The sequence below is a fragment of the Chryseobacterium sp. HMWF035 genome (assembly GCF_003094695.1).
In the GTDB taxonomy this organism is placed as follows: domain Bacteria; phylum Bacteroidota; class Bacteroidia; order Flavobacteriales; family Weeksellaceae; genus Chryseobacterium; species Chryseobacterium gambrini.
In genome coordinates this window covers 15,844-30,062 of record NZ_QEHP01000024.1, presented here as the reverse complement: position 1 = coordinate 30,062, position 14,219 = coordinate 15,844, and the positions used below count along the sequence as shown (strand labels likewise).

At 35.4% G+C, this 14,219-nt stretch carries 14 protein-coding genes; 8 read left to right on the top strand and 6 right to left on the bottom strand.

Annotated features, from left to right (window positions below; all coding sequences use genetic code 11):
• Window positions 1-231 precede the first annotated feature (231 nt).
• From DD829_RS04770 to DD829_RS04755, 4 genes are all read left to right on the top strand, one after another.
• Window positions 232-1,230, top strand: a complete 999-nt coding sequence (locus DD829_RS04770) for a LacI family DNA-binding transcriptional regulator (protein ID WP_108409563.1) — start codon at window positions 232-234, stop codon at window positions 1,228-1,230.
• A 6-nt stretch (window positions 1,231-1,236) separates the two neighbouring features.
• Window positions 1,237-2,160 carry a carbohydrate kinase family protein gene (locus tag DD829_RS04765; RefSeq protein WP_228408128.1) on the top strand — a complete coding sequence of 308 codons (924 nt, stop codon included), beginning with the start codon at window positions 1,237-1,239 and terminating at the stop codon, window positions 2,158-2,160.
• A 121-nt stretch (window positions 2,161-2,281) separates the two neighbouring features.
• Window positions 2,282-3,157 carry a GTPase Era gene (gene era, locus DD829_RS04760; RefSeq protein WP_076390359.1) on the top strand — a complete coding sequence of 292 codons (876 nt, stop codon included), beginning with the start codon at window positions 2,282-2,284 and terminating at the stop codon, window positions 3,155-3,157.
• A gap of 68 nt (window positions 3,158-3,225) precedes the next feature.
• Window positions 3,226-3,654: a DoxX family protein gene (locus DD829_RS04755; protein WP_087709942.1), complete on the top strand. Its 429-nt coding sequence runs from the start codon at window positions 3,226-3,228 to the stop codon at window positions 3,652-3,654.
• Between the two features lie 58 nt (window positions 3,655-3,712).
• Here DD829_RS04755 and DD829_RS23485 read toward each other — a convergent pair whose 3' ends face one another.
• The gene (locus DD829_RS23485) at window positions 3,713-3,874 is read right to left on the bottom strand and encodes a hypothetical protein (protein ID WP_165814839.1); all 162 of its coding nucleotides are present in this window, start codon (window positions 3,872-3,874) and stop codon (window positions 3,713-3,715) included.
• A gap of 121 nt (window positions 3,875-3,995) precedes the next feature.
• Between DD829_RS23485 and DD829_RS04745 the strand changes: the two genes are divergently transcribed.
• The 4 genes from DD829_RS04745 (at window position 3,996) to DD829_RS04730 (ending at window position 8,324) form a co-directional block, all read left to right on the top strand.
• Window positions 3,996-6,398 carry an alpha/beta hydrolase family protein gene (locus DD829_RS04745; RefSeq protein ID WP_108408895.1) on the top strand — a complete coding sequence of 801 codons (2,403 nt, stop codon included), beginning with the start codon at window positions 3,996-3,998 and terminating at the stop codon, window positions 6,396-6,398.
• A gap of 63 nt (window positions 6,399-6,461) precedes the next feature.
• On the top strand, window positions 6,462-6,890 hold the full coding sequence (locus DD829_RS04740; RefSeq protein WP_108408896.1) for a hypothetical protein: 429 nt from the start codon (window positions 6,462-6,464) through the stop codon (window positions 6,888-6,890).
• 299 nt (window positions 6,891-7,189) lie between these two features.
• Window positions 7,190-7,768 carry a Crp/Fnr family transcriptional regulator gene (locus DD829_RS04735; protein WP_108408897.1) on the top strand — a complete coding sequence of 193 codons (579 nt, stop codon included), beginning with the start codon at window positions 7,190-7,192 and terminating at the stop codon, window positions 7,766-7,768.
• A gap of 40 nt (window positions 7,769-7,808) precedes the next feature.
• The gene (locus DD829_RS04730) at window positions 7,809-8,324 is read left to right on the top strand and encodes a GNAT family N-acetyltransferase (RefSeq protein ID WP_228408127.1); all 516 of its coding nucleotides are present in this window, start codon (window positions 7,809-7,811) and stop codon (window positions 8,322-8,324) included.
• 125 nt (window positions 8,325-8,449) lie between these two features.
• Here the strand turns inward: DD829_RS04730 and DD829_RS04725 are convergent, their stop codons facing one another.
• The 5 genes from DD829_RS04725 to DD829_RS04705 all read right to left on the bottom strand — a co-directional run bounded on the left by DD829_RS04725 (window position 8,450) and on the right by DD829_RS04705 (window position 14,185).
• Window positions 8,450-8,941, bottom strand: a complete 492-nt coding sequence (locus DD829_RS04725) for a hypothetical protein (protein WP_108408898.1) — start codon at window positions 8,939-8,941, stop codon at window positions 8,450-8,452.
• 63 nt (window positions 8,942-9,004) lie between these two features.
• Window positions 9,005-10,366, bottom strand: a complete 1,362-nt coding sequence (locus tag DD829_RS04720) for an MATE family efflux transporter (protein WP_108408899.1) — start codon at window positions 10,364-10,366, stop codon at window positions 9,005-9,007.
• A gap of 82 nt (window positions 10,367-10,448) precedes the next feature.
• Window positions 10,449-11,633 (bottom strand): sigma-54-dependent transcriptional regulator, encoded by a 1,185-nt coding sequence (locus DD829_RS04715; RefSeq protein ID WP_076390353.1) that lies wholly within the window; start codon window positions 11,631-11,633, stop codon window positions 10,449-10,451.
• Between the two features lie 169 nt (window positions 11,634-11,802).
• Window positions 11,803-12,714, bottom strand: coding sequence for a hypothetical protein (locus DD829_RS04710; protein ID WP_123906807.1), 912 nt, complete (start codon window positions 12,712-12,714; stop codon window positions 11,803-11,805).
• A gap of 37 nt (window positions 12,715-12,751) precedes the next feature.
• Window positions 12,752-14,185: a hypothetical protein gene (locus DD829_RS04705; protein WP_108410886.1), complete on the bottom strand. Its 1,434-nt coding sequence runs from the start codon at window positions 14,183-14,185 to the stop codon at window positions 12,752-12,754.
• Between the last annotated feature and the right edge of the window lie 34 nt (window positions 14,186-14,219).

Here is a 14,219-nt window from a genome sequence, read left to right as displayed (position 1 = left end):
CGTTTAACCAAAACAACAGTCGGGAAGTATATAAAGATTGCTATTGAATTAATATACAAACAATTTAAATTTAAAATTATTTTTAATTAATTGATTTTTAAGCATTTGTATTTTGTTTCATTTTGATTTTGAAAAATTGCCAATCTACAATTATTTTCAAAACGACCAAAAAAATCGTCTATTGTTTTTTATATTTTTTATGAAATATTTTTGCACCAAAGTCAGGAAATTATGAAAAGAGCTTCTATTAAAGACATAGCAAGAATTGCAGAAGTTTCTGTGGCTACTGTTTCCTATGTTCTCAACAAAAAAGAAGGAAGCAGAATTAGCGAAGCCACAAAAACAAGGATTCTGGATGTGGCAAAAAGCATCAATTATACGCCCAATAAAATTGCAAAAAGTCTGAAAATGAACAAAACGAAGCTTATCGGGCTGATTGTTGCAGATATTTCAAACGATTTTTACTCCAACATTGCAAGAAACATTGAAGATGAAGCCATGAAGCTGGGTTATACACTTCTGATCGGAAGCTGTGATGAAAATCCTGAAAAATTTAAAAAATTAACGGAGCTTTTCTCAGAACAGCAGGTCGACGGGATGATTATCGCTCCGGTTGTAGATTCGGATGAAGCCATCAATAAGCTCATTCAGGAAGAATATCCGATTGTAACCATCGACCGCTATCTTAAAAATGTAAGTCTTCCGGGCGTAATGATCAACAATTCAGAAATTTCAGAACAGATCTGCGATCATTTGGTAAAAAAAGACTTTGACGAAATCATTTATGTAGGCTACGATACGGAACTTCCGCATTTGCTGGACAGACAGGATGGATTTGATAAGAGAATTGGTGAGTCGGATATTTCGGCGAAAAGAATTTTAATCGGAATTCATAATATTACCAAAGAAGTGCATCAGAATATGCAGGAAAATCTGGATCTTTCCAAAAAAACAGCCATTTATTTTTCAAGTAATAAACTGGGAATTGCAGGTCTTAGATATCTGATCGATCATAACATCTGTGTTCCGGAACAGGTTTCACTGGTTGCCTTTGACGAGACCGAAGCTTATTATCTTTTTCCGACGGAAGTTTCATTTGTACAGCAGCCATTGTATGACATGGCAAAAGAATCTGTAAAACTTCTTGACAATCAGATTAATAATTACACAACAAACGGAAAAAGAGTAACCTTTCACGCTAAATTTATGGAAAGAAGCTCCGTAAAATAATAAAAAATGATAATGACAGAAGAGGTAATGACGACAGAAAAAAAGCCTTATATTGTATGTTTCGGTGAAGTTTTGTGGGATATTTTCCCGGAAGGTTCCAGAGCAGGAGGTGCACCTTTTAATGTGGCATATAACGTTCATAAAATGGGCATCGATGTAAAAATGCTGAGCAAAATTGGCAGTGATGAACTGGGAGAAAAATTAATCGATAAAATTAAAAGCTGGGGAATTACCACAGATTTTATTCAGGTAGATGAAGTTCATCCTACGAGTACGGTGATCGCTAAAATTGATGAACACAATGAAGCGAGCTATGAAATCGTTGAAAATGTAGCGTGGGATTTTATAGATTTTCTTCCTGAACACAAAGATTTGGTTGCCAATGCGGAAGCTTTTGTTTTCGGAAGTCTTTCTGCCAGAAATGAAAAGACCAGAGAAACCTTGCTTCAACTGCTTGAATTGGCAAAACTGAAAATTTTTGATGTAAATTTCAGACCGCCTTTCATCGATTTTGAATTCATTAAAATATTGTTGAATAAAGCCGATATTGTAAAGATGAACAAAGCGGAAATGAAGCAGATTCTTGAATTTATCGGGGAAGAATATAAAAGTGAAGAAGAAAGTGTTTCATTCATTCAGAAAAAATTTAAGGTTAATGAAATTATTTTAACCAAAGGAAGCAAAGGCGCAGGTTATTTTGTGGGAAGTCAAAATTACAGTTTTCCTGCCGTTCCCATCACCATTGCAGATACAGTAGGAAGCGGTGACGCTTTTCTTGCCGGTTTTATTTCCAAAAGGATTCAGAATCAGGAGCCTGAAGAAATTATTAAGGAAGGAATTGCTTTAGGAGCATTCATCACTTCAAAATCAGGGGCGTGTCCGGATTACAGGTATTCCGAATTTAAAAATTTTAAAGACTCAAAATTTTAATTTTACAAGAAAATCAAAGACTTTTTCAGATCGGAAAAGTCTTTTTTTGTCGGTAAAAGTTTCCAATTAATTCCAAAGACCGATTAAGTTTAGTAACTTTGCAAATCCTAATATAATTTTTATGCACAAAGCAGGATTTGTAAATATAGTTGGAAAGCCCAATGCCGGAAAATCTACCTTGTTGAACCAACTGATGGGGGAGAAACTGGCGATTGTAACCCAAAAGGCTCAGACAACACGCCACAGAATTTTCGGAATTTATAATGAAGAAGACTTACAGATCGTATTTTCAGATACTCCCGGAGTTCTGGATCCGAAATACGGTTTACAGGAAAAAATGATGGATTTTGTAAAGGATTCTTTGCAGGATGCCGATGTTTTCCTTTTCATTGTAGATGTTACCGACAAAGCTGAACCTTCGGAATTTCTGATTGATAAGCTGAACAAAATTCCTGTGCCTGTTTTGCTTTTGCTGAATAAAGTAGATCAGACCAATCAGGAAGGTCTTGAAAAACTGGTTGAAACATGGCATGAAAGAATCCCGAAAGCGGAAATTCTGCCTATTTCTGCATTAAATGCTTTTAATACAGACATTATTTTACCGAAACTTAAATCTTTACTGCCGGAAAATCCGCCTTATTACGATAAAGATCAGTATACGGACAAGCCTGAAAGATTCTTTGTAAATGAAGCAATCCGTGAGAAAATCCTCTTAAATTACGAAAAAGAAATTCCATATTCTGTGGAAGTGGTTACGGAGCAGTTCAAGGAAAAGGAAGGAATTATCTTCATCGATTCTATTATTTACGTGGAAAGAGATACCCAGAAAGGAATTATCATCGGACACAAAGGAGAAGCGATCAAAAAAGTAGGGACAGAATCCAGACTGGATCTTGAAAAATTCTTCAATAAAAAAATTCACCTGAACCTTTTTGTTAAAGTAAAAAAAGACTGGAGAAAAAACGACAGAGATTTGAAAAATTTCGGATACAGATAGACTAAAAACCATCTAAAAACCGTTCTATTAGAAGAATTTTCACTATCTTTAAATGTAAATTGCTTTTAATGAACTATTCGAACACAACAAATTCAGATTCTGTTTTAAAAGATGTTGCATTGCTTATCGTGCGTGTTTTCATTGGCTTTGCCATGCTTTCTCACGGTTTTCCAAAGCTTCAGATGCTTTTAGAAGGTAAGTCAGACTTTTTCGATTTTTTAGGATTAGGATCGCAGATCACTTTAGGTTTAACGGTTTTCGCAGAATTTGCCTGTTCAATTCTCCTTATTTTAGGATTGTTTTCAAGAATTTCATTAGGATTTCTGATGTTTACCATGATTATTGCGGGTTTCGTAGTTCATGGAGCAGATCCTTTTGAAAAACGGGAAATGAGCCTTATTTATCTTTCCGTCTATCTTTTACTGATGGTTTTCGGAGCTGGAAAATTTTCTGTCGATTACATGATTGAGAAAAGGAAAAGAGCCAATGATTGGTAATGATTTTACAATATAAATTATAAAGAGCAGTTGTTTTCAACCGCTCTTTTTTGTTTTTTTAAGGGTTGCAGGGAAGGTTGGACGGAATGCAGCTCCATTTAGGAAGTTCACTCGTTTCATCGATTTTCATGCAGGGTTTGTATCCTGAAGGACATTGCGGTGCATTTCCGCCATTCATGGCGCGAAGTTCTCTTCGCTCTAATTTTCTTAGATTTTTCATAATGATTCTGAATTTGATGAATACTAAAGATAATATTATTTTGTTAAATCCCATAAAAGTGTTTTAATATAGAATTGTATATTCTCTAATTTTCATTAATTTCGTGGAAATTGAAATTATTATGAAGATAAGACTGACCATATGCCTTCTTGCGTTCCTCAATTTCTATGAAGCGCAGGAAAATATTACGTATCAAAAACCATCTGCGGAAATCCTGAAATTGGCAGATTATGAAAGACCTCCAAGTGTTTTGATGAACAGTAAAAAAGACTGGATCGTTTTTACCTACCGTCCGACTTACAAAACACTGGAAGATTTAAGTCAGCAGGAAATGAAGCTCGGAGGATTGAGAATAAATCCGGTAACCAATATTTCAAGTTCAGCAACGTATGCCAATAACCTGAAAGTGAGAAAAATGAACGATAAAACGGAAGTTCAGGTTAAAAATTTACCTTCCAATCCAAAAATCACCAATACTTCATTCTCTCCGGACGAAAAAAAACTGGCGTTTACCAATACCACCAATAAAGGTGTGGAGCTTTGGATTGTAGACCTTGAAACTGCTACCGCAAAGAAAATAACTTCAGACAATTTAAATGCAAATTTGGGAAGTCCTTACATCTGGTACAAAGATTCTCAGAATTTATTAATTAAAACCCTTCCGCAAAACAGACCTGCTTTAATAGATTCGAGCAAAGATCTTCCGACAGGTCCCATTGTTTCTACGGCAGATGGAAAAGTTTCGCAGAACAGAACGTATCAGGATCTTCTGAAAAATCCGCAGGATGAAAAGAATTTTGAAGTCTTAACCGCTTCAGAAATATATAATGTTGATCTGAACGGAACTTTAAAGAAAGTAAAAGATCAGGATATGTATTCCGGATTGAGCTTTTCGCCGGACGGAAATTATCTGATGGCGACAACCATTAAAAAACCGTTTTCTTACATTGTTCCACTAAGCAGATTTCCGATGACCACTACGGTGTATGACATGAACGGAAATGTAGTAAAAGTTGTAAACGAGACACCTCTGAACGAAATTATGCCTAAAGGATTCTCTTCCGTAAGAACCGGAAAAAGAGATATGGGATGGAGAAGCGATATGCCTGCAACTTTGGTATATGCAGAAGCTCTGGACGGAGGAGATCAGTATAAAAATGCAGAATTCAGGGATGAGATTTTTACCTGGGAAGCACCTTTCACCAACGCACCGAAATCATTCTTCAAGACAAAACAGAGATACGAAGATGTAAGCTGGACCAATGATCATTACGCCATTGTTTCCGAAGGTTGGTACGATACAAGAAATACAAAATCTTTCTTAGTTGATCTGAACAACGGAGAGTCCAAAGTCATTGATGACAGAAATTATCAGGATGTGTACAGCGATCCGGGAAATTTCAACACCACAAAAAACCAGTACGGAAGATACGTTGTCGACATGAAAGGAGGAAAGTCCTATCTCATCGGAGCCGGATTTACAAAAGACGGACAGCATCCTTTCATCGATGAGATGGATGTGAAAACCATGAAAAAGAAAAGACTGTATACTTCCAATCTTAAAAATGCCAAGGAAGAAATTATTGATATTTTAAATCCTGCCAAAGGAGAAGTTCTTACGATTCAGCAATCTTCCAGCCAATATCCGAATTATTTTAAGAAGAGCATTAAATCCAATAAAACAGAAGCGGTAACCAATTTTGCGAATCCTTTTGAAAGCATTAAAGATGTATACAAAGAAGTTATTACCTATAAAAGAAATGACGGCGTTACGCTTACCGGAACACTTTATCTTCCTGCTAACTACGACAGAAAGGCAAAAACAGAAAAATTACCGTTGCTGATCTGGGCTTATCCTACCGAATATAAAGATAAAAACACGGCAGGACAGAATACGCAGAATCCAAACGATTTCACTTTCCCTTACTACGGTTCTTTCGTGTATTGGACAACGAAAGGATATGCCGTTTTGGATGATGCCGCATTCCCGATCATCGGAGAAGGAAAAACAGAACCGAATGATACATTTATTCCTCAATTGGTAGCCAATGCAGAAGCAGCAATTAATGCGGTAGATCAGTTAGGTTATATTGATAAGAAAAAAGTTGCGGTAGGAGGACATTCTTACGGGGCTTTTATGACGGCAAATCTTTTAACCCATTCCAAGCTTTTCGCATGCGGAATCGCGAGAAGTGGAGCTTATAACAGAACTTTGACGCCTTTTGGTTTTCAGAGCGAACAGAGAAATTACTGGGATGTTCCGGAAATCTATAACACCATGTCACCTTTCATGAATGCAGATAAGATGAAAACACCGCTGTTATTGGTTCATGGAGATGCAGACAACAATCCGGGAACGTTCACTTTGCAGACGGAAAGATATTTTCAGGCGCTTAAAAATCTTGGCGCACCAGTAAAAATGGTTCTTCTGCCAAAAGAAGCTCACGGATATGCAGCGAAAGAGAATATTCTTCATTTGCTTTGGGAACAGGATCAGTTTCTGGAGAAATGTTTGAAAAAATAATAATTTACATAAAAACTCGTTCAATTTTGGACGGGTTTTTATTTTCTTTGTCAAAAAATTCAAATGCCAATCTTAAGACGTTCAGAACAAAATCAACAGTCGCTTCAGGATTTTTATAGAGAATTTCTACCCAAACCAAGTGATACATTTGGAAATGCAGGAATTCCGATGCTTAAAATTTTGGATTTTATGAATGATACTTTTAAAGATACCTTCATTTATGGTTTGACTTCACATGCACATTTGCTTTTATTCAGTAATGATGAAGAGGATAAGCACCACATCGAAATTATAGGTTTTCAATCAGGATCTTATGAAGTATTTGCGGTGCAGTATTTCATTCCGGAGCATAAGAGTCCGTGGAAAAATGCTGTTGTAAAAGGTGAAACAACACAATTTGAAGAGTTTAAAAAGATGATTATCATTTCTATGATGGAATCTGGTGGTTGGAAAGATAATTTAGAACTGATGAATTTTCAGAAAATCATGTAGAATTTGTTTTAAAAAGCTGTTCCCATTTTGTATTAGATTTATTTCTCGCTGATAATGCAGATTTAGTTTCAAAGTCTATTAAAACAGATATTCAGTTAAAATCAATCGGAGAAGAATATGTTAAGAAAAATAATGCTAAAAATTACAGACAATTAGATTCAGGAAGACTTTACCGGAACATCAAAAAACAATTTGATTACTTACATTATTCATATTCTGTTTACTTTAGTTTTTGTAATTTTCAGCCCGCAAAATTCAGTAAAAAATAAAAAAACAGGGGACATTGATTCCGAAAAGATATGTTAAGAACTAATCAGACATTTTTAGACTACCTTGAAGGACTGTACAGCAGTGAAGAACATAAAGGAAATATTGTTTTAGAATCTTTTGAAAAAGGCGATAAAATATTAATTCAAAATCAGATCTCCACAAAGATCATGCTTGTTAAAAGCGGCATTACCAAATGCTATTTCGTGGAAGAAAACGGAAAAGAATATATTGTTGAATTTATGGGAAAAGGAGAGATCATCGGTGAAATCGAAGTCATTAAAAATGTTCCCTGCATCTGCAGTATTGAAGCGATTACGGAAGTTACCGTTTATTCGATGTCGATTCCCTATTTTCAGGCATTGATCGAAAAAGATCTTACCCTCAATAATTTATTGTTGGATGTTTTTGCAGAGCGTATTTTCAATACTTCAAGCCGCGCTTCTTATCAGCAGCTTCACAAGACAGAGCATACACTTTCACAACTTTTGGAAGTGAAATCCAGAGAAATGGAAATTTCAAAAGAAGATATGGCAACCTATCTCGGAACTACCGTGGAAAGTCTGAACCGGGCTTTGGAAGAGCTTCAGGAGAATAATTCTGAAGAATAAATTCAACAGATTTAAACGCTTCTTTTATCTTTGCAGAAATATGCTGAAATCAATGGAAGAACTGAAATTCAGGAATGCTGAACTGAAAGATTTACCCAAAATTGTAGAAATTTACAACTCAACCATTCCTTCGAGAATGGTAACCGCCGATACGGAAAATATTTCTGTAGAAAGCAGAATCGAATGGTTTCATGACCACAATCCTGAAAAAAGACCACTCTGGGTCATTGAAAATGAACAGAATGAAGTTTTAGGCTGGGTTAGTTTTTCATCATTTTACGGAAGACCGGCATACAACGGAACGGTGGAACTCAGCATTTACATGGACGAAAGCTCGCGCGGAAAAGGCTACGGAAAAAAAGTATTGCAATACTGCATTGATAACGCACCAAAATTTGAAGTAAAAACATTATTGGGATTCATCTTTTTACATAATGAACCCAGCCTGAAATTATTCCGACACTTTGGTTTTGAAGATTGGGGTGTTTTTCCGAATGTTGCCGTTTTGGACGGCGTTGAAAGAACTTTGGTGATTTTGGGAAAAAGAGTAGGGTAGTTTGTCATTCGAAGCAAAAAAGCTCAATTTTTTAGGAGCTTTTCCCCGCTTTCACTACTCGCTTTTTGAGATTTCGGCGGCAGCGAAGCTGCCGCCGAAACCTCAAAAGAGCTCAGACATGCCGTTCAATCGGGGCTAGGATATTGAATATATACAATTTGGTTTCTCCACGATTTCAAAATTTTACCAATCTGAAGTAAATCTCTTTCGTTATTTAAAATCTTGATTCCATTGTAAAGAGGATAATTATTAATTTCTAAAGAATATTTCTCAAAAATGGTATCATAATTTTTTGTTGTAGAAGTAAGATAATTTGCGAGAGCTGAAATTAAAATAATTTCTGATGAAAGGTCGTAAAACTGCTGAGGATTTTCATTCTCCTTACACAAGGAAACAGCGCTTGAAGTAATATAAGTTTCAAAAGCCAGAATAGCCAATCTGTAAATAGTTTCACATTCATGTTTTTCATCCATTGTACCGTACCAATCAATACATAGCTCAGAATTATAAAGATATTTAATGCCATTATCTAAGCCTTCAAGAATATTTTCCAGTCTTGAAAAAGCAGGATCAAAAAATAATAAATGTCTTCTCAGGTCGCGGTTTGTCAATTCCATTTAAAATAATATTCTTAAAAACAAATTTAAATAAAAAAGCGATCCCAAAAGACCGCTTTCCTATTACAGATTCTGCTTAATTCTCTTTGCAGACATATTCATGAATCGTTTGACCAGCATTACAGCGGAAACCGTTAATCCCAATCCTAAAGCGATCCACATTCCGAAAGCACCCATTTTCATGGTTACACAAAGGAAATATCCTAAAGGAATTGTGATTACCCAATATGCAATAAACGTGTAAATAGAAGGAATTTTCACATCCTGCAACCCTCTCAGCATTCCTAAAGCTGTTACCTGAATTCCGTCTGAAAGCTGGAACAACGCAGCAATTATCATTAATTTGGAAGCTAAAGCAATGACTTCAATCTCTTCTTTTTTGGTGAAAAATGTCGGAAGAATATTTCGTCCCAAAATGAAGACAATTCCGCAGATGCACATAAAAATAAACGCAATTTTCAGATTGTTGATTCCTACCTTTCTTAATTCAACAAAATTCTGTTCGCCCAATTTTCTCCCGATCATCACCGTTGAAGCCACACTGAATCCGATGCATAAATTAAAAGTAAAAGAAGCCATACTTAAGGCAATCTGATGAGAAGCAATATCGTGTGCCGAAATTAACCCGCAGATAAAAGCTGCTCCCGCAAAAGCAGTTACTTCAAAGAACATCTGTAAAGCCGTCGGAAAACCGAGTCTGATCATCTTTCCAAACATTTTCTTTGAAAAAACTTCAACTTTTAACGAAAAATCTTTGATGTACTGTCTCGTTTTTTTCTCATTCGAAAGCACAAAATACAGAAAAACCACCATAAAAATTCTGGCGATTAAACTTGCAAGGGCAGAACCTTTTACCCCCATTTCAGGAAAAATCCAAAGACCTTTAATGAAAACATAATTTAAAACAATATTAATGACATTGGCAATAATGGTCGCTTTAGTAACTCCAATGGTGTAAGAAAGCCCTTCCGAAACTTCTCTCAGTGTCTGAAAAGCCATAAACGGAACAATGCTGATCGCCATAATCGTTAAAAAATCAACCGTATCCGGAATGATCTTCTCCGGCTGTCCGGATTTGTAAAGCAGCGGCATTCCCAGAAGTAAAATTGCCATCAGCAAAATCCCCACCGTCATATTAATCACAAAACCATGACTGAAAACGGAATTGATCGTTTTGTGGTCATGCTTCGAATGCGCTTCCGAAACCAAAGGCGGAATGGCAAAAGAAAATCCCAAAGCCAATACAAACATCGAGAAAAACACAGCATTTCCCAATGAAACTGAAGCCAGAGCATCTGCTCCCAGAAGATTTCCTACAATAATATTATCAAAAAGATTCACCGAAACCTGCCCGACCTGTGTCAACATCACAGGAAGAGCCAGAGTAAGACATTCTTTCGTATAGTTTTTATTTAAAAAGTTCATAATTGTTTAGTTTTTATTCAAAAAAAATTGCAGTAACAAATGATACTGCAATTTTCATAATTTATTTAAAGTAATAATTACATTATTTCCTTACAAAACTTGCAACGTCTTCGGCAGAAACCGTGTTTCCTCCTAAAATAATCAGTCTTTCTACAACGTTTCTCAATTCTCTAATATTTCCTGTCCATGAAAGCGCTTTTAAAGCATCAATCGCCTTATCATCGAATTTTTTTACAGCAGTACCATGTTCATCAGCAATCATTCCGGAAAAATGCTCAACCAGTAATCTGATGTCTTCTTTTCTTTCATCCAATGGCGGAACATAGATTTCAATCACAGAAAGTCTGTGATAAAGATCTTCTCTGAATCTTCCTGCTTCAATTTCCTTCTGCATATTTTTGTTGGTTGCTGCAAGAACTCTTACATCCACCTTAATCTCCTTATCGCTTCCTACAGGCGAAACTTTGCTTTCCTGTAATGCTCTTAACACTTTTGCCTGAGCAATTAAGCTCATATCTCCGATCTCGTCAAGAAAAATAGTTCCTCCGTTTGCCTGCTCAAATTTTCCCTGCTTATCTTTAATCGCCCCTGTAAAAGACCCTTTTACGTGACCGAATAATTCAGATTCAATCAATTCAGAAGGAATCGCAGCACAGTTTACCTCTATCATCGGACCTCTTGCTCTGTCACTTTGGTTATGAATGGCATGAGCAACCAATTCTTTTCCGGCTCCGTTTGGTCCCGTGATCAAAACCCTTGCATCAGAAACAGCAACTTTTCCGATCATATCCTGAATTTTCTTCAAACCTGCGGATTCGCCGATCATCTGGTATTTTTTGCTTACCTTTTTCTTTAGTGTTTTATTTTCTGTCTGAAGATTTTTATTTTCTTTTTTCAGCGTTTCTTTAGCTAAAGCATTTTTAACGCTGGTAATCAGTCTGTTGATGTCGATTGGCTTGGAAATAAAATCATAAGCACCGTCTCTAAGGCATGAAACCGCAGAATCGATGTCTGCGTGTCCTGAAATCATGATGAAGGTAGATTCTGGTTTCAGCGCTAAACTTTGCTTTAAAAGTTCAGTTCCTGAAAGTTTTGGCATCTTGATATCAGAAATAATCAGTGCGAAATCTTCTTTTTCTACCTGTTTATAGCCTTCAAGCCCGTCTTCGGCAATTACAAATTCATAGTCGGTTAGTTCGTCAGAAAGAATACTGTGGAGTACTCCTGAGATTGCTTTTTCGTCTTCTACAATAAGGATTTTTTGCATAGTTGCAAATTTAGATTTTTTTGATTGAATTATTAGCAAAAACTATACCTAATCGTTTAGTTGGAATATATCTTACAATTTAAAACATTGAAAACTATTATTTAATGTACCTAATTTAAAAGATATTTTCTTTTTTATTATTTGTTACTTATGTTTTGTAATTTATAATTCATAATTCATCTTCTAACACTAAGCCCAAAAGTTCTTCAATTTTATTGTAAACTTCTTCTGGTTTTGATTGTAAATAATTTAGATCTCCATAGCTCTCAAGCATTTGCTCATTAAGCATATGATATTTCAAAATGTTATCAATGCTTGTGTATTTATTTTCAGAATGAATCTTGTTAATAAGATTTTCATAATGATTAGTACGCATTTCTTTAATGATATTAATGTCGAGAAAAGCCATATGACGCAAAAAGATTGAAAAGCGCGCTGCCAAAAGATACTCCATATAAATCACAAAATCGGATACGTTGTTAGGATTATAATGAGCACTATAGTCATCTCCATGGTATAATAAACCCGAATCATCCTTATCATTCAGAACGATACAGGTATCATTGTAAAAATAATAAAAGTCCAGATAAGTAAAATGACCACCTTTGTTTCTTATTTCCTGTCCGAAACGTGAATCTGTCGGATCACTGTAAATATTTACATCATTATAAGAAGCTAAAGAATTTAAAGGAAGTAAAGATAGGAAGCCTTCTGCCTGTAATAATTCATCTTTAGCAACAGTCAATTTCTCTTTTGGTGCAGATGTAAGTATTTCATTAGTGGTTAATGATGATTCCAGAATATGAGAATCCCAGGAAATGTGTAGCCCGTTACTCATTCTGTAAAACGCTTTCATGTATTCATCAAATTCAAATGATGAAGGTGGGGTTGTTCCATAATCTTCCGCATTTAATTTTAGAAGCTCTATGATTTGCGATTCTATTTTTACAATCTCCTCATCGGATACACCTGTAAATTGAAAATAATTAAGATGATTGATTAATGAATGCTCTTTTAATTCTTCAATAATTTTTTCTAAACGTTGGAAATAAGATTCTGCCCATTTTTGTGCTTTGCTCATATCTTTTTGCTTGTTTTGAACTGTATTGTGTAAAAGTTTATTTTGACGATTTTTCAGGAAAACTTTTGTTTCTCCAGCGCTTACCGTCACCAAGTCTGTAAATAGCGGTACGTGAAAATTTCAATGGATATTCCGGCAACTTCAGTTCGGTATCTCCCCAAGACGATTGCGGTACACTAGGAAGAAGCCAGAAAAATTCTGTAAGCTCTTTACAGGTGGACTGAAAAATATCCAGATATACAGATCTGTGAGTATTAATTCCCAAATAGAAAATAAAAGCTTTTAAACAGTTCAGATTAGGAATTGTAAAATCTGTTTTTTCAAAAAGTACATCATGTACTTTAAGATTAGCAAATTTTATACTTAATTTACTGAACCAGCCATCAGGATTTGTCTTTGCTTCTTCCAGAATTCCTTTTTTTACAATATCCGCAGCGTAGGAATAAATTTTTAACAGATCTTCTTCTGTTTCGGCAGCTTGAGCTTCTTTTTTGAACTGATCAATATCCAGATAATTCATCACAAGACTTCCGATGAAGTTAACAACAAGCTGGCATTCTTCCTCCTGAAAATAAGAGAACGAGATGAAGTTCTTATCAAAATCTTTTCCGTTAAGCAGGTTAAATTCTTTACGGGTAAGCCCAGCTTTAACAAAAGCGTCGAGTCCCGCATCATTTCCAACGCGAGATCTAATAAATTTAAGATATCTTTTTTCAACATTGGCTTTAAGAACTGGATTTGTATTGATTACCTCAAGAGCTTTTGCAATTTTTGCATCACTCCAGGATTCCAGAAATTCGTATACTTTTTCAGTTTCCGATGCTTCGAGCGATAAATCTTCAACAGGTACGTATAATGAAGTCAATCCCGAGATTTCAGGAACTGTAAGGATCTCAATAGCATTTTCTGAAGCCGAAGTGTAGATTACTTCCAGTTTTTGATCCAACCTATGATAAAGACAGTCCACGTATTTTTCAACTTCAGCAAAATCAGATTCTCTGATTCCACCGTCTGCATCATGAATTTTTGTGAAAATGTCTAAGTTCAGTCTGTCAGAATTTTTACTTGGAATAATCTTTATTACACTTTCTTCTCTTCTGCTTGAACCCGACTTAATGTCACTGAAAAGTGCAAGTTTCATGAGTTCAATAATCAGTTTTGCGTCAACAGTTTTATTAGTAAAGCCCTTTTCTTTAGATAAGGTGAAAAAAGTTATTTTGTCATACTCAGAATTTCGATTAAAGTCATAAAGTACTTCTAAAATATTAAAATCGGTTCCTTCAAGATTTTCTCTGTTGTTTTTCCAATGAATAACTTTCGGTACATTATCATCTCTTCGTCCTTCCGTAACTTTATAAAATGATTGTCTGGATCTGTAAGTCTGATAACTATAATATTCTGTTTCTGGTTCGAGTTGGTCTTTTATAATTTCAAAAATTCTCTCGAGTTTTTCTTTTTGTTCGTCTGTCATGGTTTAGTTTATTATATAAATAGTCCCTCTACAG